Raw genomic sequence first — 22,888 nt, 5'->3', positions numbered from 1 at the left:
ATCTTATTCTTTTGTACAGGGTATGGTGATGGTAACTTTGGTTCCTGATGGGTTTTCTTCCGTATCGTACAAATCTTCGATCACTACCCCGATTTTTTTCTTCTTTTCGTAATTCAATAGTTCTAGGCGGTCGTCATTGGCTTTAGTAGCAAAAGATTCATGGTTTTTCTTTCTTTTTTTAAGATACTCCATGGCGCGTTCCCTTCCTATGCCGTTGTCTTCTACTTCACAAATAATATTTCTGAAATCATCCGCAAATTTGAAAGAAACCGTGAGCAAACAATTGTCCTTTTTGTGCAACAATCCGTGCTTTAATGAATTCTCCACGTATGGTTGTATAAGCATGGTAGGAATTTGGATTTCTTCTGGGAAAAGATCCTGACTTTTGCTGATGCTATATTTCAATTTGTCCTCAAATCGCATTTGTTCCAGCTCCAAGTACATTTCCAAACAATCGATTTCTTCTTGAAGTGTAATCGTTCCTTTACCGCTGTGCTTTAAGTAGGTGCGCACCAGATCGGCAAATTTTCCCAAATAGTCGCTGGCCAATTGTTTTTGGTTGAGTACAATATATTCCTGAATGGAATTAAGCGCATTAAAAATGAAATGTGGATTCATTTGCGAACGCAAATTTTCCAACTTTAAAGAGGTAAGCTGATTCTCCAACTGCAATTGGTTCACCTCAAGGTTTTTATCCCGTTCCTTTCGCTTTTGAAGCTTATTGAAGTACAATATCACGAACAGCAGCAACAGAGAAATACAACCCACTACAAACCACCAACGCTCCCAAAAGGGGGAGGCAATGCTGAAGGAAACCCGTTGTACTTTCGATACCTGTTCGGCAAAGGCATTTTTGGCCCGAACCTCGAACGTATATTGGCCGTTGGAGAGACTTCCAAATTCAGCAAAGTCAACTCCCATTTCCAAGGAGGTCCAACTTTCGTTTCCTCCCAACAATCGGTATTCATAAACGATATTCTCGTTCGTATTGAAGCCATTGGCGTGGAAATCGAAACGGATATTGTTTTGGTCATACGTTAGATGATAATCCTCTTGGATTTCACGTGCTTCCTTTGCAATGGTTATACTTTTAAAATACACTTTTGGGGGAGGACGTTGGCGAAAAGCTCGTTTCCTATCCACTTCAAAAATGCCGAGATTACTACCAAATACGATTCTGTCCTTCAATACCGCTATTCCCGAAATTTTATAGGAAGGAATCCCATCCTGTCGCGTAAGTGTTCTCACAGTTTCGGTTTCAGTATCAATTCTTTGGATGCCATAGTCCGTAGCCACCCAAAGAAAATTACCTTCATTCTGTATTTTCGAGGTTTGATTAGACACCAATCCATTTTCGGTATTATAAACAGCAAAAACCTCATCGTTTACGATGCCCAAAATTCCATTATTGAAAGTAGTTACCCAGATAATCCCGTCTTCAGTTTGGGTAATGTCCAGAGCGAAAATGGACCTATTATTATGTAAAATAGGGTGCGAATTAAGCAAAGAATCGTGTCGGACCAGAGCATCGGCATAGCTTACGTAATAGTCTTTTTTTTGCCGATCGTAATAACAAGAATAAGAGCGTTTGGAGTCCAGTAATTCCATATGTGAAGACGTTCCTTTTTTCGCTTCATCCACTATAATAGCCTTTCCCGATTGTGCTACCATAAAAGAGGTTTCTTCCACAATGGCAAAATCCTTTACATTCACCAAAAAGTTCATTTCATCCTCTCCAGCATCGGAGATGCCATACCCTTTTCTAGCACCATCCGGGCTAATGAAATTTGTTTCCAAATCTCGATGGTAGAAGACTCCCGACACCCTTCCGAAATCCCTAGGGAACAAATCATACTCCTGATCCATGATCCGATAGCGTCCTGCCCTGCCGCTGAAAGTGCCAAAGATAAATTCATCTTCCGAAACCTTGTTCAATGCGGAAATATGATTCAACTCTTCAGGTAATTCGTAGCGCTTTACATGAATGTTGGGCAATACGTATATACCATCGTCCAGCGTGGTAAACCAAGAGTTCCCATTACGGTCTATCAAAAATTTGGTTACGAACTTATCCTTCAGAAAGTGGTTTTTGAAAATGAATTTTTCCTGTGAAAAAGCATATTGAAACGCTCCAGAAGAAGTAGCTACCCACAATGTATTCCCTTCACCTACAAACCTTACCAATGTTGGGCTCCAAAGCTCGGAGGGCAACTCGATTTCCTTCATGGACGGTGCCCTGGTATCTACCATATACAAGTGGTTCCGTCCGTCCACTTTGGTCAACATAAAAAGCTGGTTCTGAAATAGGAAAAAACGGTATTGTAGATCGGGAATGGCAAGTTCCTCCACACTAAATAAGGAATTTGCTGTACCATCCGGGTGAAACTCCAAAAGTTGATCATTGTATATATTATACACAGCTCCCTTAAAAACAAACCCGTTGCCAATTACATCATGCTTGTCAAATTCCACTTCTAAAATGTCCTTGGTTTCAATATCGACAATAAGCGCTTTATCCCTCAAAAAAAGATAGAGCTGATTGTTGAGAATGTTGATATTAAACGCCTCTCCCAACAGGCTCAATTCCAAGTCCATGAAAGTGATCAGTTCATCATTTTCGATGTAGAAGATCTGTCCTGAAATATTCTTACACCAAATACGACCCTTTGGGTCCTCCACTAGGTTGAAAACGGAAAGTCCCCGTTTTTCGGGGTTCGAATAATTTTTGAAGGTCTTTCCATCATATCGAAACAACCCCTTGTCTGCCGCCAACCAAATAAACCCTTGGCGATCGGGTAACATATCGTAGAACTCAATATCGGGAAGGCCGTCCTTTTCGGTAAGGTGTATGGCACTGGGCTCCTGAGCGACTAGGGTTCCGAAGCATAAAAAAGAAAGTAGGATTATGGAAAATCGCAACAACTGACCAAATTTTACCAAAGCTACAATTTTTGAGGTAGGAGGATTCATTCAACTTCCGAAATGCCCGTTTGAGTTTCTAAAATAGTGGTATTTTTATGCCCAGTATTTTACGATTATGGATATACTTAATTTTTTAAGTGGAAACGGACTTTTTATGGTCCTCGGATTGTTTGTGGTAATAGTAGTTCTTTACAATAAGATGAAAGCCCGAAAATATCATAGAACCTCTTCCAAAAAGAAGCAATAAAAATGGCGCAAATAAGAATCACCAAAATGTTCTCTTTCGAAACCGGTCATGCCCTCTATGGTTATGATGGGAAATGCAGAAATGTACACGGCCATAGCTATAAACTATCGGTTACCGTTATCGGACAGCCCATTTCGGATAACAACCATGTAAAATTCGGGATGGTAATCGATTTTGGGGATCTCAAGAAAATAGTGAAGGAAGAGATCGTCGATGTATTCGATCATGCCACGGTTTTCAACAAAAACACCCCACACGTAGAATTGGCTAAAGAATTAAGCGATCGTGATCATAACGTATTATTGGTAGATTATCAACCCACCAGCGAAATGATGGTTTTGGACTTTGCCGATAAAATCAAAAAACGATTGCCAGCTGGGATCACCCTGCACTCGCTAAAACTACAGGAAACCGAAACGAGCTTTGCGGAGTGGTTTGCGAGCGATAACTAATCTCCTTCGGAAACCCCATAAAGGGCGTTAGCCCGAAAACTCTTTTCCTTATCTTTATCCAATGCAAATTCCCAAGGGTAAAAAAATTTACTTCTCGAGCGACAATCACTTAGGGGCTCCTACCATGGAAGCCAGTAGGCCCAGGGAATTGAAGTTTGTTCGCTGGTTGGACGAAGTGAAAGAAGATGCCGCTGCCATTTTCCTATTGGGAGACCTTTTCGATTTTTGGTTCGAGTACAAAACTGTAGTCCCCAAAGGATTTGTGCGCGTTCTGGGAAAATTGGCTGAATTATCCGATCGAGGCATCCCTATCCACTTCTTTGTGGGTAATCATGACCTATGGATGCGCACCTATTTCGAGGACGAATTGAAAATCCCTACCTACCGCGATGTAAAGGAGTTTACCTTTAATGATAAGCACTTCCTTATTGGCCATGGCGATGGAAAAGGTCCAGGAGACAAAGGCTACAAACGTATGAAGAAAATCTTCACCAATCCTGTTTTCAATTGGTTGTTTCGCTGGTTACATCCAGAATGGGGCATGCGCATAGCGCAGTATATGTCTGTAAAAAACAAGCTGATCTCAGGCGATGAGGACAAGAAGTTCTTGGGAGAAGAGAACGAATGGCTGGCACAATACGCCAAACGTAAGCTTCAGGACAAGCACTATGACTATTTTGTTTTTGGCCATCGCCACTTACCTATGGAAATACAAGTGGGTGAAAATTCGACCTATTTTAATCTGGGTGACTGGATCACACATTTTACTTATGGCGTTTTCGATGGTGAAAAGTTTGAATTGAAGGAGTACTAGCCTTCCTACTTACAATGAACTATTCTCAATTTAGGCAAGCACAGCAAAAGTTTACCACGGCAGATGGAGATCTTGCTTATATAGATAATGGAGAAGGCGAGGTCATACTGTTATTGCATGGAGTACCTACCTCGGGGTGGCTGTATCGGCATATGATCGATTCCCTTTCCGAAAATCACCGAGTCATAGTTCCCGATATGTTAGGATTTGGAAATAGTGATTCCCCAAAGGGATACGAAATCTATTCTGAAAAAAAACATGCCGAACGAATCTTGGCGCTTATGGATGCCTTGGGAATTAAGAACTGGACGCATGTTATGCATGATGCAGGCGGATTGTGGACCTGGGAAATGCTTCGAAGGGCTCCTGAGAGCGTCTCAAAATTGGTCATTCTCAACACCCTCATTTACGAGGAAGGATTTTCTCCACCCATCCGATTCGAAAAAGGACTTTTGGCAAAAATGGCGATGTGGAGCTATAGAAATGGCATCACTACTGGTACGATGATAAAGGGTCTTTTTAATAGTGGTTTGGTTGAAAACAACCTCACCAAGGAAGACGAAGTTGGGTATAAAGTTCCGTTGAAGGAAGGCAAGACACGGGCCATGTACTATTTCTTTACCCAGACCTGTAACAAATTGCCCGATTTCAGTGAAGTGCTTAAGGGATTGAACATTCCCGTTGCTGTCATTTGGGGAAAACACGATTCCTTCTTATTGTGGGAACGGCAGAAGGAAAGAGTTAAGAAAGACCTCAACATTGCTGAAACAAACATACACCTTTTGGAAGCCAAGCATTTCATTCAGGAGGAAAATCCAGATGAAATTGCCCAAATCATTTCAGATTTTATAAGTTAAAGCATTTCAATAGCCAATGAAGTCGGCTCTAAAGGAACCATGTATACTCATAGGATAGTAATCGCTTACTATTTTTGTGAGGAATTGTGTCTTATCGAAAATGAGCTTTGCGAAATATGTACTCGCCGCATTTCCACCAAAAATGTAGAGGTAAATATAGTCTCCGCTCAAAGATTCATAAACTTCTATGCTCCTTACAAACGAAGTATGCCCGCATAAAGATGGATTGTATAAATTTCCGTAGGACTTTTTAGGAATTTGAAGGGGTTTCCCGTCAATGGTTATTCGGATTTGCTCAATTTTAACTTCTATACCTCCGTACTGTCCGCCAAAAGGAAAAGCTCCATCTACGCTTTCAAAAAAGGAAGACTCCTTGTTTATTTTTATGGAATGCTTGTTTGGATCAAACTTGCCAGCTATCAGCATAACTTTGATTGCTTCGCCTTTGGTAAGGGTATCCTGAATGACTGTCTTTTGGTCATCGCAATGAACGTCCTTAAGTTTTCTCAGTAGATTTCTATTCGAAATAAAGCAACTGTCGGAAGGTTTATCAAGAAGCTTTTCAATCGTATAGTCTACAAATGCCCGGTTTGCATTTACTATGGAATCCCAATTAGTTTGACTCCGTCCTGGAAAGAAGGTAGTATCTATGGATTGAAGGTGCCTTTGAAATTCTTCGCAATCTTGAGCCAGAGAGTTAAAACAACAACTCAAAATTGCAAAAACAACAGCACAGAATCTGCTATGGATCATAATCTTCTAACGCAGAAGATAGTCCAATGTTATGGCATCCAATTTCCCATCGGGAAACAGTCCGCTCTTTTCCTCGAAACTACGAAGTGCGTTGAAGGTTTCTGTTCTAAAAAGCCCGTCGTGCCGAATGGAATCGCCTTTTTCTATAAGTAATCTTTGAATCTCATACACCAACGCATTCTGCTCTCCCAATCGTAATTCATTGGCTTTGGGGTTTGCGTAAAAAGACTTTAGAATGAGCTGTTTTTTGAGTTCTGCTTCGGTAAGAGGCTTCTTTTCGGGCTCCTTTTTAGGGTTGCGAAGCAGAGTTTCGTAGTAGGAGACAGCCGCTAGCTTTTTTCGGTATTCTGCCACGGCTGCTTTGGTGGCTTCATTATCTTTTTTAGGATTCCGAACATCGATCTTATTCGAGCTCCATTGGGTAATGACGTATCCATTCACCGCTTCTATCGCTTCATGGTAATTCAACAAGGTACCTTGATCGGCATTGCTTAGATCCAAATTCTGGGGTGTCTTATATCCATATTCAGTTAAAGAAAAGCGTTTGTATTTGGAATACACATTGTAGCCCATGATCCCAATGATGACGAGCAACAAAAAAATAATGATTTGTTTCATCGCGGTTAGTTTCCATAAAAATAAGAAACCTTTACAACAAATAGTAACCTAAGGACTAGTTTGCGGATAACTTCTCCACATATTCGCGAAGTTCTAAGTGAAATAGGACGCCCTTTAAAAGATCGTCCAATAATTTCAATTCCTGACGGCTCATGGCCAAATCCACATGCTGCGAAGGGGTTTTTAAGAGCACAGAACGACAGCAAGGTGATTTGCAGGAAAGTGGGCATTGCGAGCGGGCTTTGGCCTGTTCCAAAAGCTTGGAGAAATAAACGATCTCGCCCTTTTTAAGATAAAACCCCATATCGCGAAAAATTATCTGCACGGCATCTTGCAGTACAGTACCTTCCTTTATCCAATAAAAGCCGAATCCGAAGGTGTTTTTGTATATGGGCACTATGTCTTGCATGGGCATCGTTCTTTCCCACAAAGATATTTATTTAGAATTAATCTAAATAATAAATTCAGCTTTTTATATCCTTCAATTTCAATTGAAGACTCACCGTTCCCTGCCACTCGTTTTCATCGACGGTGTAGGCAACTTTAAAGGGGGCACCCGTACAGGCGACGTCACTTTTATGCCCCAAACCAAAGCCAATTCCCGTGAGGGAGGCCGAATTGCCCTGTTGCATCACCAATCGTAAATGATCCCCGTCTTCACCTACCTTTTTTCCATGACCTGTATCACAAACATGCGTGCTCATAAAAATTGGGGTTCTATTTTCGGGTCCAAAAGGAGCCAATTGCTTTATAATGCGATAAAATTTCGGATTAATGTCCCCAAAATTAATTTCGGAATCTATGATCAATTCGGGATCCAAAAGCTTGGGATCTATCGTAGCACGAACCACTTCTTCGAAAGTCTTTTTGAATCCTTCATAATCCTTTTCCTTTAGGGTAAGTCCGGCAGCATATTTATGTCCTCCAAACTGTTCAATATGTTCGCCACATTGCTCTAGGGCTTTGTACACATCGAACCCCTTTACCGAACGGGCCGAACCCGCTAACATATCCCCGCTTTTCGTAAAGACCAACGTAGGGCGATAATAGGTTTCCGTAAGTCGTGAAGCTACTATGCCTATAACCCCTTTGTGCCAATCTTCTCGATACACTACCGTAGTGTACCGTTCTTTCTCTTTCAGCTCCTCAATCTGCTGCAAAGCCTCCTTCGTAATCCTTTTGTCAGCTTCCCTTCGATCGGCGTTGTACTGTTCAATTTCAGCTGCCCACAAGGCCGCCTGATTTATATCCGTTTCCGTAAGCAAAGTCACCGCATGGTTTCCGTGCTTCATACGTCCCGCTGCATTGATTCGGGGAGCGATGATAAATACCACATCGGTAATGGTGAGCTTTTGTTTTTTTACCTGTTTAAGGATGGCCTGAAATCCGATACGCGGGGCTTTATTAATTACCTGCAGTCCATTATAGGCCAAGATTCTGTTCTCACCAGTAATGGGAACGATGTCCGCACCAATAGCTGTAGCTACCAAATCCAGATATGGTACGAGATCATCGATGGTCCATCCAATTCCAGAGGACAATGCCTGCACCAACTTAAATCCAACGCCACAGCCACACAGTTCTTTGTAGGGATAGAAACAATCTTCCCTTTTGGGATCCAAAACGGCCACAGCACTGGGAAGTTCATCCCCAGGACGGTGGTGATCGCAAATGATAAAGTCAATTCCCTTTTCGGCTGCGTAGGCTACTTTTTCAATGGCCTTCACACCGCAATCCAAAGCGATGATCAGACTGAAACCATTGTCGTCGGCAAAATCGATTCCTTGATAGGAAACTCCATACCCTTCTTTATATCGATCTGGAATATAGGTAGCGATGTTGGGTGAAAGTGTTTTTAGAAAAGAGGATACCAGAGCCACACTGGTGGTGCCATCTACATCATAATCTCCATACACCATGATATTTTCTCCCGACTGTAGTGCTTTTTCAATACGATCTACTGCCTTTTGCATGTCCTTCATAAGGAAAGGATCGTGTAAATCTTCCAAAGAAGGCCGGAAGAATTTTTTTGCCGCTTCGAAGGTTTCAATACCCCGTTGTACCAAAAGGGAAGCGAGAATAGGATCTATAGTAAGTTCGGTTGCTAGTTTTTTAACCTTCTCGGCAGAAGGCTTCGGTTTCAAATTCCAACGCATATGCCATTCCATTTAACTTACAAATTACAAGAATTGAAAGCTATTTCAAAAGGGATTTTCACCCTTAAGGAAAACACCTTACGTCTTTGTGTATTTTCCCTGACAAAAAACATGCTTTTAATTTATTGATTATCAGTTTATAACATTGAAATTATTCTTTCAAACCGTCCTACTTTAGCACCATAAATACTGTACAAAACCAGTAATAGAGTAATTTTTTTAGATAGTTAAGTTTAGTTGATTTTAGCCAAAGCCGCGATGAACCGCAATTCACCGCGGCTTTTTTATGGTGTGGATTCATGTATGGCGACCCTGATTTTTAGGGATTCCTTCAAAATTGAATTATATTGTTTGGCAACAAACGCTATGAAATCTAACTATACCATTTCTTTTTTCCTGTTCTTCCTTTCCACAGGGTGGCTATTCGCTCAAGATGGAACCTTGGATGTTTCTTTTGGAGATGCTGGCATTGCCGAACTGGTGGATGTTGACACTAATGCTCGTTCTGGGGGAATAGCACTTACGGAAAATCAGAACATTATCGCCGTTGGCAATTTATATACGGGAACGGAAACACTCAATTCTGTTCTAAAGTTAAACACTGATGGTACATTGGATACCTCATTTGGAGTAGATGGGTATGCCCTCATAGATTTTGGGACCGGAGGTATTAATCGATACATTGACGTTTTCATACAGGATGATGGTAAAATTGTTACCTCTGGACATGTAGGCTCGCCAAATTCCGACCTCGTCGTTTCCAGGTTTATGTCAAACGGCACTTTAGATACTTCTTTTGGTGATTCTGGACACGCGTTTATTGACGTTAATGATCAAGATTATTTTACTGGAATGGTTGCTTCAAACAATTCCATCTTTGTTGTCGGATACACCTCTGAGCCAACTACAGGTCCGAGTATTTTAATTACCAAATACGATGCAGAAGGTATACTAGATCCTTCTTACGGAAATAATGGTGTTGTAATCACCGATTTTAATGCTGCCAATGTCTGGCCGCTGGAGGCAATCATTGATTCCTCTGGAAACCTATTTGTCAGCCTAAGGATGGTCGGGATATCTCCGGATCCTCAACAAACTCAGGTTCTAAAGTATCTTCCTAATGGAATACTGGATGCTTCCTTTGCGGAAAATGGAACCTTGGTGGTAGATACGAACGAAGACTTTACAGAAGGGACCATCCAATTGGATGCGGAAGGAAGATTATGGGTCGCCTATGCCAATGATAATGGGGATATCTTTTACAATCCCACTTTCGTTTCCCGTTATTTGGAAAACGGAGAATTGGATCAAACCTATGGGTACATGGGTACAGCCGAAGTGGACTTTCTCGGTTTGATACCCGATGAGATCATTATTCAAACCAATGGGAAAGTGGTATTGGCAGGGAATTTAGGAGGCCCAGAAGTTGGGACATCCACCTTTGCTCGTCTCAACCCCAATGGTAATGTCGATATTTCCTTTGGTGATGGCGGAAGCGTTTCAGAACAGTTTGAAATGGGTGATGCCCTTATGCAAGAAGACGGTAAGCTCTTGGCCTTCGGTTATACATGGTGGTTTACAAACGAATTGGATTTCATCTGGGCCCGCTACAACAATGACCCTTTAGATATTGCCGATTTTCCACTTCAAAAAGCTACTTTATTCCCCAATCCTTCCTCGGGAATTTATACACTTCAGGTTGAATCCGGTCTTTCGCAGAATATTGCTTATACAGTAGTAGATATATCTGGCAAAATTGTGCAGGAAGGGATATTAACGCCTTCCGATTCGTCCATAGACATTAGAAACGCGCAAAGTGGAATCTACTTTCTGAAGACTGAAAACACTACCTTCAAATTCATTAAGGAATAACCGTAGGTCATTTACTTTTTTCAAACGCCCAATTTTCCATTGGGAAGTTGTATTTTCGATGCGCTTAAACGAAAATACAGACCTATGCCTTTAGTAACACCCCTTTCCGCAGATCACGATCCGGAAACCAAACAACTAGCAGAGTTTTTTAACGAAACCCTCGGTTTTTGTCCCAACAGTGTGCTTACCATGCAACGCAGACCCGCGATTAGCAAAGCCTTTATCAATTTGAACAAAGCCGTAATGGCCAATGAAGGCCGTGTTACCTCTGCCTTAAAACGAATGATCGCTTGGGTAAGTAGTAACTCAACGGGTTGTCGCTATTGTCAAGCCCATGCCATTCGTGCTGCCGAACGCTATGGGGCAGAACAGGAACAATTGGATAATATTTGGGAATACAGAACCCACCCCGCCTTTAGTGAAGCCGAGCGAGCAGCACTCGATTTTTCCCTTGCTGCGTCATTAGTTCCCAATCAAGTGGATGAGGACATTAAGAAACGCCTTTACGAACATTGGGATGAAGGTGAAATTGTAGAAATGTTAGGGGTTATTTCCTTGTTTGGTTACCTGAATCGCTGGAACGACTCTATGGGAACCTCCATAGAAGACGGCGCCGTAGAAAGTGGAGAACAATATCTGGGAAAACATGGCTGGAACAAAGGAAAGCACGTGTAAAACCCTTTCAAAATAGAATACAAACGTCTCGAATTTCGGGGCGTTTTTTAATGCAATAAACCCGACACTTTTTCCCTAAGTACAGGAATCACCTCAGCTTCGAACCAGTCATTTCGTTTCATCCAAATTCGGTTTCTGGGCGAGGGATGTGGCAAGGGAAGGAATTTGGGAAGATATTCCTCATAATTCTGAACGGTTTCCGTTAAGGTGCGTTTGGCCGTTTCTTTCAAATAATACTTTTGCGAATACATCCCAATAAGCAGGACAAGTTCAACCTTGGGCATTTGCGAAAGCAATGAGTCGTGCCACTGCGGAGCGCATTCGTGTCTTGGGGGTAAATCCCCGCTTTTCCCTTTGCCTGGATAACAAAACCCCATGGGAACAATCGCAAATTTTGAAATGTCATAAAAAACTTCAGGCGTTACATCCAGCCATCTTCGTAATTCTTTACCGCTGGCATCATCCCACGGAATACCCGAAGCATGAACCTTGGTCCCTGGTGCTTGTCCAATAATGATAATTTTCGACTGCGGATGACCTGTTACTACGGGCCGAGGACCTAGAGGAAGATGCTTTTCGCAAATGGTGCAATTCTTTATGTCTGAAAGTAATGATTCCATAGGTAGGAATAACGAAAATAGTAATTCAGCAACAAACGGGTTTTGGTATGGGTGGAATTGACATACTTTTATGAAAAATTGACACATGGAAACTCAAAAGTCATTGGATTACGACCGAATTGCGAAGGCCATAACCTTTATTCAGGATAATTTCAAGAAACAGCCGAGCCTAGCTGAAATTGCCGATCAGGTACATCTTAGTCCCTATCATTTTCAGAGAACCTTTAAGGATTGGGCCGGGGTTTCCCCAAAGAAATTCTTGCAATACCTAAGTCTCGAGCACGCCAAATCCATTTTAGACGATGGAACCAGTACCATTATGGACGCCTCTTTTGAAACTGGGTTGTCCGGTACAGGTCGTTTGCACGATTTGTTTGTTTCCATTGAAGGAATGACCCCGGGGGAGTATAAAAATGGAGGCAGACTGCTTTCCATATACCATACCGTAAAACAAACTCCCTTTGGCAAGGCCATGGTCGCAGCTACCGATAAAGGAATTTGTCATTTGTCGTTCTTCCAAGACGAAAAAGAAGAATTGATACGTTTGAAAGCCCTATTCCCTATGGCCACGTTCCATGCCGAAAGGCATCCACATATTGAAAACGGACTTGCTATATTTTCCAAAGGGAAAACCTCCCTTTCAGAAATAAAACTACACTTGAAAGGAACCGAATTTCAACTCAAGGTGTGGGAGTCGCTCTTAAAAATTCCTGAGGGAAAACTCTCCAGCTACGGCACTGTGGCAGCCCAAATGGACTCTCCCGGAGCAACCCGTGCTGTGGGAACAGCCATTGGTAAAAACCCTATCGCTTATCTCATTCCTTGCCATAGAGTCATTCGTGCTACAGGCGATCTGGGTCAATATCGTTGGGGAAGTCCAAGAAAGGCAGCCATTGTGGGATGGGAAGCGGCACGTGTATCCATCTAACTGAGCAAGAATCGGGTTTCCTGGGAGCAATACGTGCTCTATCTTGGTATCAAATACTAAAAAACAGATACCATGAAAACCGATTTCAAAATCATTCCCATTTCCAAAGAAAACATAGCCCATCTCTTCGAACTGGACGATGCTGCCTTGGCAAAAATGCATGCCACGCGGCAAAAAGTAACCCACAACCCAGGCTTTCCCTGTCGTGTAAGTTTACAGGATGCCGAAATAGGCGAAGAGGTCATTCTATTTTCCTACGATCACCATGCAGCCACCTCTGCTTATCGAAGCAAAGGCCCTGTCTTTGTGAGAAAAAATGCTAGGGAGTCACATTTAAGAGTAAATGAAATTCCGAAAATGCTGGAGCATCGAACCCTTTCCGTAAGAGGATACAATTCGTCTGGTGATATGGAAGGAGCTTTGACCGTGGAGGGAGCAACCATTTCGGAAGCCATAAAAGAACTGTTCTCCAATACTGAGATCGACTACATTCATGTACACAATGCAGGACCGGGCTGTTTTAATTGTAAGGTGGAACGGGCTTAATGGAACATCGGACTATTTTCCCGCTACTATAATAACCAATTCCCCTTTCGGCGCTTTCTTTTCAAAATGAGCCATCACTTCGGTGATCGATCCGCGAATGGTTTCTTCGTGCAGTTTGGTGAGTTCTCGAGATACCGACACCTTTCGATCGGCTCCGAAGTATTCCGAAAAATGGGAAAGGGTCTTCAATAATTTATGTGGGGATTCGTAAAAGATCATAGTACGGGTTTCCTCGGCCAACAGTTGCAATCGGGTTTGTCGTCCTTTCTTCACGGGAAGGAATCCTTCAAAAACAAATCGGTCGTTGGGGAGCCCACTATTCACCAATGCAGGTACGAAAGCAGTGGCGCCGGGCAAACAATCCACTTCAATTTCGGCTTCTACACAGGCACGCGTTAACAAAAACCCCGGATCACTAATAGCTGGAGTCCCAGCATCGCTAATAAGCGCTACGGATTCGCCTCTCATAATACGATCTACAATGCCGTGCACGGTTTTATGTTCGTTGTGCATGTGGTGGGAATGCATAGGGGTAGCAATTTCAAAATGCTTCAGTAGCTTTCCACTGGTCCGGGTATCTTCGGCCAAGATGAAATCTACTTCCTTCAGCACCTCAACGGCACGAAAGGTCATGTCCTTCAAATTCCCAATGGGCGTAGGTACCAGATATAATTTTCCCATGCGTTAGTGTCGGACCTCCTTTCCGAAGAAATAGGAAAGCAATAAAAAGACAACGGCAGCAAGCGTAAAGGTGACATCATCGCCCAAGACGTAATGTGCAAAAAAAGCCAATACAAGATCGAAGAAGAATCCTGCATACGCCCATTCGGTTAGCCATTTGCTTTTTCGCCACAAGACCATAATGACTCCCAGAACTTTAGCAACGGCAAGAGGTATTACCAAATAAGTTGGATATCCTAAACGTTCGTAAAATCCCTTCACCATTTCGGTCTTGGTGAAATACATGGATGCGGAATACAACATGACGCCACAAAGCAGCACTGTTGCAATCCAATAAATGGTCTTTTGCAGTTTCATTTGGGTTGGTTATGTAGATTTCAATTAATTGAAGCTCTGCTCCACGATCTTCATAAAACGTTTGGAAACATCGTCCTTATGGAGCCAATAATTGTAATCGGGTTTTACTTTTCCTTTGATGAAGGTTTCGGCCTCTTCGAATGTACCAAACGTACTTATTTGTGATAGTACTCGGGTATAGTCTTCGCTTTTACCATCGAAAAGGTGTTTCACGAAGGCCAAACGATCATTCAGTCCAATCTGAAGGCCTTTGCCAACCGCATCGTTAATAGATTTGGGACGTTCTACATCGTTCGCAGTCACCTTTTCCTCTAACTCCATCTCCGGCTCAGGTTCTTCTTCCGTTGTGGTTTCTATGGTAAGCTTTACCTCGGTAGCCACATTGTTTTCTTCCTTACGTTCAAAAACCGGCATTTCCTGATAGGAAGAAGCAAACTCTTCCAAATCATTTTTATTGAATTCCTTTTTGGGAAGGACTTCCTCCAAAAGCGCATCTACACTTTGGGTCTCTTCGGGCATTTGTGCCACGATATCCTTGATCTTTTCTATGGCGGGTTCTACCAACTCTTCTTTGTGCTCTGGCTGTGGAACTGGCTCTGGTTCTTTAAACCAATTGTTCTCACGGTAGCTCTTGGAGTCCAAAGACTGCTCTTCTGCCTCTTCATCCACATCGCCTAACAACTGAACTTCCACATACTCCAACACTGTGAGCTTCTCGAAAAGCTCCCGTGCCAGTTGTTTCATTTTTCGAGTATTGTTTTCGGAATTTTCGGAAAGGATCTGTGTGGCTAAATCCTTTATCTGTGACCGAAGTTTCTTCTTCATAACTTTTCCAATTAAAGTGCCTTCCTATTTTTTGTTTTGTTAAATTTACGCATCCTTTACGTAAACGTCAAAGTTTTACGTTTTATTCTGAAAGTAAGTTATGTTTCTCGAAAATACTGTAAACCAAAAAGAGCAATTTGGGTGGATTGAAGTGATTTGTGGCTCGATGTTTTCGGGAAAAACAGAAGAACTCATCCGTAGACTGAAACGGGCACAATTTGCCCGACAAAAGGTGGAAATTTTTAAGCCTGCTGTCGATGTTCGCTACGACGATGACAAGGTAGTCTCTCACGATAGTAACGAAATACGCTCTACGCCCGTTCCTGCGGCAGCCAATATTCCCATTTTGGCCGATGGTTGCGACGTCGTAGGTATAGACGAGGCTCAATTTTTTGATGACGAAATCGTAAAAGTGTGTAACGACCTTGCCAATCAAGGGCTGCGTGTCATCGTTGCGGGGTTGGATATGGACTACAAAGGCAATCCATTTGGGCCGATGCCTGCATTAATGGCCACCGCAGAATATGTTACCAAGGTACACGCCGTATGTACTAGAACCGGGAATCTTGCCAACTACAGCTACCGAAAAGCAAAAAGTGATGACCTTGTGCTATTGGGTGAAACCGACGAATACGAGCCACTGAGCCGCGCTGCCTTTTACAAAGCACAATTGCGTGAAAAAGTTCGAAAAATGGATGTGAAGGATCCCGAACAGGTGACACCTAAAAAAAGAGCCCAATAAGACCCTTTCCCTTTTATGAGTAAGACCCAAGAAACCGTTCTCGAAATTCATCTGGACGCACTTGCGCACAACTACAACTACCTTACTTCCCACTTACAATCCGATACCAAGGTCATGGGAGTGGTTAAAGCCTTTGGTTACGGTAGTGATGCTTCCGAAGTGGCCAAGGAATTGGTAAACCTGGGGGTCGATTATTTTGCCGTAGCCTATGTAAAGGAAGGGTTAGCCTTGCGTGATGCGGGGATTACACAACCCATATTGGTATTGCATCCGCAACCCATCAATTTTGAAATCTTAATAGATCGCTGTCTGGAACCTGCCCTGTACAGCGCACGTATATTCCGATCATTTGTGGCTGTTGCTGAAGAAAAAAAGCAGAAGGACTATCCCGTTCATATAAAATTCAATACAGGATTGAACCGTTTGGGCTTCTGGGAAAGTGACACTTCTTGGATCGAAGAACGATTGAATGAAACCACTTCAATTAAAGTGAAATCCCTATTCTCTCACTTGGCGGCCAGCGAAGATATGGGCGAGAAGGAATTCACCTTGGGCCAGATTGAAAATTTCAAAAAGATCGCAGCCGATATGACCGAACGACTTGGATACGCTCCTATGCTACACCAAAGCAACACTTCGGCCATTCTTAATTACCCCGAAGCACAATTCGATATGGTCCGCACAGGCATTGGACTTTATGGCTATGGTAATACTGAAGAATATGATGCCAAACTAAAGCCTGTGGCTCGCTTAAAAAGTATCATCTCTCAAATACATATGATAGAGCCTGGGGAAACCGTGGGTTACAATCGCGCCTTTACGGCAACGCACTACGCCAAGACAGCTACCATTCCTATTGGCCATGCGGATGGCATCTCCCGAAAATTAGGAAATGGTGTCGGATCGGTACTGGTTCATGGACAAAAAGCACCTATTATTGGAAACGTTTGTATGGATATGCTCATGGTCGATATCACGGGAATAGAGTGTAAGGAAGGCGATGAGGTAATCGTTGTGGGAGCCGATCAGACTGCCTCGCAATTGGCCGAAAGTATGGGCAGTATTTCCTATGAATTATTAACAGCTATCTCTCAAAGAGTAAAGCGGGTTGTTTGTCGAAAACCCTAAGGATAATTCTTACAGTTTTTTGTGAAAGCTATTGCTTTTGTGTAATTTGGGAGTTATTAACCCTCAAAACCAATCAGAAATGCTTAAAGAATTCAAAGAATTTATCATGACGGGTAATGTCATCGATCTAGCCGTGGCCGTTATTTTAGCCGGAGCTATAGGTGGCGTTGTTTCAGGATTTACCAATGACATTATGATGCCTGTTATCGGACATTTTACCGGAGGAATGGACTTTTCGGAATTGAAAGTTGTTCTATCCGATGCCGTAGTCGCTGAAGACGGTACGGTAACCACTCCAGAAAATGCTATTTTATGGGGTAAATGGGTAAACGCGCTCATCAATTTAGTCATTGTTGGATTTGTGTTGTTCATGATCGTTAAGGCATACAACAAAACAAAGAAGAAGAAAGAGGAAGCTCCAGCTCCAGACCCAGGACCGTCTGAGATTGATTTGCTTACGGAAATCCGTGATGCATTAAAGAAATAAGACACAAAGCGACCGCTACACTATACATTTTAACAAAACCATCCTGTTTTTCGACAGGATGGTCTTTTTTTTCGTTGTAATTTTACAGGCCAATTTCATAAACATTTACATTTGATGGAAAACAGACCTGAAATGAGAGTAGCTGTAATAGGTGCCACCGGGATGGTAGGCAGTGTAATGTTGAAATTATTGGAAGAGCGGCATTTCCCGATCAAGGAAATGCTACCCGTTGCTTCCCAACGATCTGTAGGTCGTGAAATTCTATTTAAAGGAAAACTCCACAAAATTATTGGTATGCAGGATGCGGTAGACGCAAAACCGGATATCGCTATTTTTTCCGCTGGGGGAAGTACTTCTTTAGAATGGGCACCTAAGTTCGCGGAAGCAGGTACAACGGTTATCGATAATTCTTCCGCTTGGCGTATGGATCCCAACAAAAAACTTGTGGTTCCCGAAATTAATGCCAACGTACTTACCAAAGACGATAAGATCATAGCTAACCCTAATTGTTCTACCATACAAATGGTGATGGCTTTGGCTCCCCTTCATAAAAAATATCAGATGAAACGCGTTGTGGTTTCTACCTATCAATCGGTTTCCGGTACAGGGGTAAAGGCTGTAAAGCAATTGGAGAATGAAATCACTGGACAACGCGGGGAAATGGCCTATCCCTATCCCATTCACAAAAACGCGCTTCCGCATTGCGATGTTTTTGAAGAGAATGGATATACCAAGGAAGAAATGAAATTGGCGCGAGAACCTCAAAAAATATTGGACGACAGAACTTTTTCCGTTTCGGCCACTGCCGTACGTATTCCTACGGCGGGTGGGCATAGTGAAGCGGTGAATGTAGAGTTCAGGAATGACTTCGATCTAAAGGAAGTCCGTAAGATTCTACACGCGACTCCTGGGGTAACAGTTCAGGACAATCCAGACACCAACACCTATCCCATGCCCATTTATGCGCATGAAAAAGATGAGGTATTTGTGGGTAGATTGCGCAGGGACGAAACACAACCCAACACCCTTAATCTTTGGGTGGTAAGTGATAACCTTCGGAAAGGTGCCGCTACCAATGCCATTCAGATTGCCGAATATTTATTGCATCACGAACTGGTGTAAACCGCTGTTGTGTAAGTGTTTTCGAAATGCCGCGTCTAAAAGCGCATAACCATTTCAAAAAACAACAATGAAAATCTTTCACATTATTCTACGCGTAGGACTTGGGCTTATGCTCTTGCTCTTTGGTTTCAACAAATTCTTCTGGTTCCTACAGGACTTCAATTTTACCGGATTCCCGGAAGCGGAACATTTATTCAACGCCCTTCGCTATTCTGGCCCTGAAGAGGTTTCTGGTAAAGGATACATTATGCATCTGGTTGGGCTTACCGAAGTCGTGGTAGGTTTGCTTTTGGTCCTTAAAAAATGGGTGCCATTTGCCTTGGTGATGCTGGTCCCAATTTCCATAAATATTGTATTGTTTCACGCATTTGTAAATCTCCCAAATATTGGTCCTGCCATTTTAGTAGCCGTACTAAACGCCTATCTCATGTATAAAAACTGGGATCATTACCGCCCACTTTTCTCATAAAATTCCCACAAAGATCGCGGTAAAGGCTTGTAAACAAAAGTTTTTAGTACATTTAGGGGGTTCTTCAAAGAGAGCCCCCCTTAATAAAAAATTGTTTACGAGTTATGATGAAAAGAATTTGCCTACGATTCTTTGGTTTATTAACCCTTACCGCCCTTGTTTTTAGCTGTAACAAGGATGACGGAGGAGATGGTGATGATTATGTTCCTTTAAACATCGTCACCCAACCCGATACAGCAGAAGTGTTCCAAAATGCTACCGTGGACATTGCCATTTTTTCGAATGACAATAACGTACCTACCGATGGTATTTTAAGTGTAGCGGCCCCAACCTCTGGTTCGGCTACCATTCTCGATAATGGCACCCCTGCCAATACCCAGGATGATCTTGTGCGTTACACCCCAAGCGATACGTTCTTTGGCAATGTAACCTTTCAGTATACCATTTGCGATTTAAATGGTGAAAACTGTGAAACCGAAACGGTAACTATTAATGTGCTACCCATTTCCCCTGTTGTTTTGGATCTAGATGCTGTGCCCTATGCAAAGCTATCCGACTACAATTTCTTCGATGGAAATATGGCCAATCACGAACCTGTATACGGGGTACTTCCTTACAAACCCACAAGCAGCCTATTTACCGATTATGCGCTTAAAAAGCGTTTTGTTTGGATGCCCATGGGAACAAGTGCTTCCTATGTAAGCGATAGTGAGCTATTAGACTTTCCTGTAGGTGCTGTCCTTATAAAGAGCTTTTATTATGAGAACGTACTTCCCGGAAACACCACAAAAATTATTGAAACTCGTCTTCTCATTAAAAAATCGGATGGATGGATTACCGCCGATTATATCTGGAACGAGGCCCAGAACGAGGCCGATTTAGATACTTCTGGAGATGGAGGTTTTGTAGATATCACATGGCTGCAGGATGGTGTGGAGAAATCCGCCAACTATAGAATCCCGGCCGACAGCCAGTGCTTTACCTGCCACAAGGCTAATTTTATAAATGCACCTATTGGTACAAAGCCACAGAGTTTGGATTCGGATTATGCCTATTCTGATGGTACACAGAACCAAATCCAGAAATGGATCGATATGGGATACTTAGAAGGTAATGTTCCTGCAGACATTAATGGTGTTGTAGACTACAACGATACTTCCCAACCATTGGATCTAAGGGTACGTTCCTATTTCGACATTAATTGTGCAAGTTGCCACAGCGATGAAGGCCACTGTAATTACAGAGCCGTCCGATTTGCTTTCGACGAAACCACAGATCCCACCTTAATGGGTGTTTGTGACACCCCTCAAACTCCTATTCCGGGATATGATAACAGTAAAATTGTAACCCCTGGAGATCCGAGCGATTCCGTTCTATTTTTCAGGCTGGAGACCAATGAAGAACAATATAGAATGCCTTTATTGGGCAGAACCATACAACACGAAGAAGGTGTTGCTTTAATCGAGGAATGGATCAATTCCTTAACTGAAACTTGTAATTAACCTATCACTTATTGAATCTAATAATCATGAAAAAAACTATTTTATTAGGAGCTCTCTTAGCAGCCCTGCCCCTTATGGCGCAAGAAGTTACCTTTTCCTTACAGAACATTGCCACTATCGGTTCGTATAGCCGTACGATGGTAGATATGGACGGAGACCACTTGGATGATATCGTTTCGGTATCCAGTAATAACATTCAGATTTTCTTCCAACAGGATGATGGTTCGTTCGTAATGACAAACATCACAACGACCAATGCAGACAATATGCCCTCATGGAGTATGGCTGCTGCCGATTATGACCGAAATGGATATACCGACCTTTTATATGGAGGAGGAAGTGGTGTAACCTTTATGCGTGCCAGCGATGACGGAACTGCCTACACCGAAATTTCGGGAAGTGAATATGTTTTCTCTCAACGTTCCAATTTCGTAGACATTAATAACGACGGGCACCTAGATGCCTTCGTTTGCCACGATGTGGAGCCGAACGTATACTATATTAACGACGGTAATGGTGATTTCACTTATTTCCAAGGAGGTCTTGGAGACTATCCATCTGGAGGACATTATGGATCTGTTTGGATCGATTATGACAATGACCGCGATGTAGACCTTTTCATTGCAAAGTGTGGAGGGGAATCTGCCCGTCGTGATAACGAATTGCACAACAACAACGGTGACGGTACTTTTTCTGAAGTAGGAGCACTTGTTGGTTTGGAAGACGACATGCAAACTTGGTCTTCTGCTTGGGCAGACTATGACAACGATGGTGACATGGATGCTTGGATTGGAGCCAGTAGCTTGGGCGATGGATTCCACCGCTTAATGCGCAACAATGGTGACGGAACCTTTACCGATGTAATGACCGGATCTGGTTTGGAAACTTTCAACAGCACCGATGTTGAAAATGCTACTCACGATTTCAATAATGACGGATATGCAGATATCGCCAGTGCCAACACCATTCTTTACGGAAATGGAGACTTGACATTTACTATTGGTAGCACTTCTAACTTCATTAATGGTGCCTTTGGTGATGCCAACAATGACGGTTTTATCGATGTATTCCAAGGAAACACCATTCACTATAACGATGGAAACTCCAACAACTGGCTTAAGATTTATACCGTAGGAACCGATAGTAATGTCGATGGACTTGGAGCCCGTGTGGAAATCACCTCCGATTTAGGAACCCAGATGAGAGACGTTCGAAGTGGAGAAGGGTTTGGTGATATGAGTAGTATGAACACCCACTTTGGTTTGGGGTCCGATGATACTGTAGACATTACCGTTTACTGGACTTCTGGTATTATCGATATTATGACTGACGTAAGCGCCAACCAGGCCATTGAAATTATTGAAGGTTCTACCCTTGGATTAGAAGATACCTTGGTCGATAACCTTATCCTTTATCCTAATCCAACGAGTGCTATTCTTAACTTAGGAACCATCAATGAGTTCGACACTCCTATTTACACTATTTTCGATGTAAACGGAAGACGTGTGGCCAATGCCAAGCTGGAAGGAGAGTCTATCGATGTTTCCCGACTTTCGCAGGGTAACTATATCTTGCGTGTGTTCGACAAGAAGACAATCAAGACACAACGCTTTATAAAAAAATAAATTAAGATCCCCTGATCTTGTTTTTCAAGCACCGTTCAAATCCCTTTTGAGCGGTGTTTTTTTGTATATTTAGAGAACACTAATCAACCCACCAAGCTTATGAATTCCTCTTTTACGACCATTCTTCGCTTCATTCTTGGTTTGTGCCTCTTGGTTTTTGGCCTCAACAAGTTTCTAGATTTTATCCATATGTTCGAAATGCCTCCTGCGGCAGCCAACTTTTTGGAATCCCTAAAAAACACCGGATATGTCTTTTATCTAGTTGCCGCTATAGAAATTGTTGTGGGCATATTGCTTGTGATCAAAAAATGGGTGCCCTTCGCCTTAATTGTATTGGCTCCCATCTCCATAAACATACTTTTGTTTCACGTATTCCTCGATATTTCTGGTTCTCTAGTAGCCATCCTTATCGTGTTGTGTAATGTGATTCTTATCTATAAATATTGGAAGGCCTATCGTCCATTATTTCAATATTAGGAATTATGGACAT

The 22,888-nt window shown here is 42.5% G+C and carries 24 protein-coding genes; 15 read left to right on the top strand and 9 right to left on the bottom strand.

Annotated elements, in window-relative coordinates; genetic code table 11:
* Window positions 1–3: 3 nt before the first annotated feature.
* Complete coding sequence (locus POV27_RS14065) at window positions 4–2,970, bottom strand: sensor histidine kinase (RefSeq protein WP_272863424.1); 2,967 nt, start codon at window positions 2,968–2,970, stop codon at window positions 4–6.
* A 201-nt stretch (window positions 2,971–3,171) separates the two neighbouring features.
* Here POV27_RS14065 and POV27_RS14060 point away from each other — a divergent pair, with 201 nt between their 5' ends.
* From POV27_RS14060 to POV27_RS14050, 3 genes are all read left to right on the top strand, one after another.
* Complete coding sequence (locus POV27_RS14060; RefSeq protein ID WP_272863423.1) at window positions 3,172–3,621, top strand: 6-pyruvoyl trahydropterin synthase family protein; 450 nt, start codon at window positions 3,172–3,174, stop codon at window positions 3,619–3,621.
* 61 nt (window positions 3,622–3,682) lie between these two features.
* A complete protein-coding gene (locus tag POV27_RS14055; RefSeq protein ID WP_272863422.1) occupies window positions 3,683–4,435 on the top strand; it encodes a UDP-2,3-diacylglucosamine diphosphatase in 753 nt (250 codons plus the stop codon).
* A gap of 14 nt (window positions 4,436–4,449) precedes the next feature.
* The gene (locus tag POV27_RS14050) at window positions 4,450–5,292 is read left to right on the top strand and encodes an alpha/beta fold hydrolase (protein WP_272863421.1); all 843 of its coding nucleotides are present in this window, start codon (window positions 4,450–4,452) and stop codon (window positions 5,290–5,292) included.
* 6 nt (window positions 5,293–5,298) lie between these two features.
* On the opposite strand, the gene POV27_RS14045 is transcribed toward POV27_RS14050, so the two are convergent.
* The 4 genes from POV27_RS14045 to recJ are packed head-to-tail and all read right to left on the bottom strand — an operon-like array spanning window position 5,299 to window position 8,819.
* A complete protein-coding gene (locus POV27_RS14045; protein ID WP_272863420.1) occupies window positions 5,299–6,045 on the bottom strand; it encodes a hypothetical protein in 747 nt (248 codons plus the stop codon).
* 6 nt (window positions 6,046–6,051) lie between these two features.
* Window positions 6,052–6,663 (bottom strand): peptidoglycan-binding domain-containing protein, encoded by a 612-nt coding sequence (locus POV27_RS14040; RefSeq protein ID WP_272863419.1) that lies wholly within the window; start codon window positions 6,661–6,663, stop codon window positions 6,052–6,054.
* 55 nt (window positions 6,664–6,718) lie between these two features.
* Window positions 6,719–7,072 carry a hypothetical protein gene (locus POV27_RS14035; RefSeq protein WP_272863418.1) on the bottom strand — a complete coding sequence of 118 codons (354 nt, stop codon included), beginning with the start codon at window positions 7,070–7,072 and terminating at the stop codon, window positions 6,719–6,721.
* A gap of 55 nt (window positions 7,073–7,127) precedes the next feature.
* Window positions 7,128–8,819 (bottom strand): single-stranded-DNA-specific exonuclease RecJ, encoded by a 1,692-nt coding sequence (gene recJ / locus POV27_RS14030; protein WP_272863417.1) that lies wholly within the window; start codon window positions 8,817–8,819, stop codon window positions 7,128–7,130.
* A gap of 366 nt (window positions 8,820–9,185) precedes the next feature.
* Here recJ and POV27_RS14025 point away from each other — a divergent pair, with 366 nt between their 5' ends.
* The gene (locus POV27_RS14025; protein WP_272863416.1) at window positions 9,186–10,691 is read left to right on the top strand and encodes a T9SS type A sorting domain-containing protein; all 1,506 of its coding nucleotides are present in this window, start codon (window positions 9,186–9,188) and stop codon (window positions 10,689–10,691) included.
* A gap of 84 nt (window positions 10,692–10,775) precedes the next feature.
* Complete coding sequence (locus POV27_RS14020) at window positions 10,776–11,366, top strand: carboxymuconolactone decarboxylase family protein (RefSeq protein WP_272863415.1); 591 nt, start codon at window positions 10,776–10,778, stop codon at window positions 11,364–11,366.
* Between the two features lie 47 nt (window positions 11,367–11,413).
* Here the strand turns inward: POV27_RS14020 and POV27_RS14015 are convergent, their stop codons facing one another.
* Complete coding sequence (locus POV27_RS14015; protein WP_272863414.1) at window positions 11,414–11,986, bottom strand: uracil-DNA glycosylase family protein; 573 nt, start codon at window positions 11,984–11,986, stop codon at window positions 11,414–11,416.
* 85 nt (window positions 11,987–12,071) lie between these two features.
* On the opposite strand from POV27_RS14015, the gene POV27_RS14010 reads away from it, so the two are divergent.
* Complete coding sequence (locus POV27_RS14010; RefSeq protein WP_272863413.1) at window positions 12,072–12,914, top strand: methylated-DNA--[protein]-cysteine S-methyltransferase; 843 nt, start codon at window positions 12,072–12,074, stop codon at window positions 12,912–12,914.
* A 72-nt stretch (window positions 12,915–12,986) separates the two neighbouring features.
* Window positions 12,987–13,460 carry a DUF1203 domain-containing protein gene (locus POV27_RS14005; RefSeq protein ID WP_272863412.1) on the top strand — a complete coding sequence of 158 codons (474 nt, stop codon included), beginning with the start codon at window positions 12,987–12,989 and terminating at the stop codon, window positions 13,458–13,460.
* 12 nt (window positions 13,461–13,472) lie between these two features.
* Here POV27_RS14005 and rsmI read toward each other — a convergent pair whose 3' ends face one another.
* Genes rsmI through POV27_RS13990 form a run of 3 tightly spaced genes read right to left on the bottom strand, consistent with a single transcriptional unit; the run spans window position 13,473 to window position 15,323 of the window.
* The gene (gene rsmI, locus POV27_RS14000; protein ID WP_272863411.1) at window positions 13,473–14,141 is read right to left on the bottom strand and encodes a 16S rRNA (cytidine(1402)-2'-O)-methyltransferase; all 669 of its coding nucleotides are present in this window, start codon (window positions 14,139–14,141) and stop codon (window positions 13,473–13,475) included.
* A gap of 3 nt (window positions 14,142–14,144) precedes the next feature.
* Window positions 14,145–14,498: a DoxX family protein gene (locus tag POV27_RS13995; RefSeq protein WP_272863410.1), complete on the bottom strand. Its 354-nt coding sequence runs from the start codon at window positions 14,496–14,498 to the stop codon at window positions 14,145–14,147.
* Between the two features lie 24 nt (window positions 14,499–14,522).
* Window positions 14,523–15,323: a hypothetical protein gene (locus POV27_RS13990; RefSeq protein WP_272863409.1), complete on the bottom strand. Its 801-nt coding sequence runs from the start codon at window positions 15,321–15,323 to the stop codon at window positions 14,523–14,525.
* A 100-nt stretch (window positions 15,324–15,423) separates the two neighbouring features.
* On the opposite strand from POV27_RS13990, the gene POV27_RS13985 reads away from it, so the two are divergent.
* The 8 genes from POV27_RS13985 to POV27_RS13950 all read left to right on the top strand — a co-directional run bounded on the left by POV27_RS13985 (window position 15,424) and on the right by POV27_RS13950 (window position 22,875).
* Window positions 15,424–16,065: a thymidine kinase gene (locus POV27_RS13985; RefSeq protein ID WP_272863408.1), complete on the top strand. Its 642-nt coding sequence runs from the start codon at window positions 15,424–15,426 to the stop codon at window positions 16,063–16,065.
* 15 nt (window positions 16,066–16,080) lie between these two features.
* Window positions 16,081–17,193 (top strand): alanine racemase, encoded by a 1,113-nt coding sequence (gene alr / locus POV27_RS13980; protein WP_272863407.1) that lies wholly within the window; start codon window positions 16,081–16,083, stop codon window positions 17,191–17,193.
* 79 nt (window positions 17,194–17,272) lie between these two features.
* Window positions 17,273–17,680 (top strand): large conductance mechanosensitive channel protein MscL, encoded by a 408-nt coding sequence (mscL, locus tag POV27_RS13975; RefSeq protein WP_272863406.1) that lies wholly within the window; start codon window positions 17,273–17,275, stop codon window positions 17,678–17,680.
* 132 nt (window positions 17,681–17,812) lie between these two features.
* The gene (locus POV27_RS13970) at window positions 17,813–18,802 is read left to right on the top strand and encodes an aspartate-semialdehyde dehydrogenase (RefSeq protein WP_272863405.1); all 990 of its coding nucleotides are present in this window, start codon (window positions 17,813–17,815) and stop codon (window positions 18,800–18,802) included.
* 67 nt (window positions 18,803–18,869) lie between these two features.
* Entirely contained in the window at window positions 18,870–19,271 is a 402-nt protein-coding gene (locus POV27_RS13965) for a DoxX family membrane protein (RefSeq protein ID WP_272863404.1), read from the top strand.
* A 104-nt stretch (window positions 19,272–19,375) separates the two neighbouring features.
* A complete protein-coding gene (locus POV27_RS13960) occupies window positions 19,376–20,773 on the top strand; it encodes an Ig-like domain-containing protein (RefSeq protein WP_272863403.1) in 1,398 nt (465 codons plus the stop codon).
* A 26-nt stretch (window positions 20,774–20,799) separates the two neighbouring features.
* A complete protein-coding gene (locus POV27_RS13955) occupies window positions 20,800–22,398 on the top strand; it encodes an FG-GAP-like repeat-containing protein (RefSeq protein ID WP_272863402.1) in 1,599 nt (532 codons plus the stop codon).
* A 99-nt stretch (window positions 22,399–22,497) separates the two neighbouring features.
* The gene (locus POV27_RS13950) at window positions 22,498–22,875 is read left to right on the top strand and encodes a DoxX family membrane protein (RefSeq protein WP_272863401.1); all 378 of its coding nucleotides are present in this window, start codon (window positions 22,498–22,500) and stop codon (window positions 22,873–22,875) included.
* The last annotated feature ends 13 nt before the right edge of the window (window positions 22,876–22,888 follow it).

It is taken from the genome of Aureisphaera galaxeae (assembly GCF_028561275.1).
GTDB lineage: Bacteria > Bacteroidota > Bacteroidia > Flavobacteriales > Flavobacteriaceae > Aureisphaera > Aureisphaera galaxeae.
Note: the sequence above shows the minus strand (reverse complement) of the source record. Positions and strands in the feature narration are given on the sequence as shown.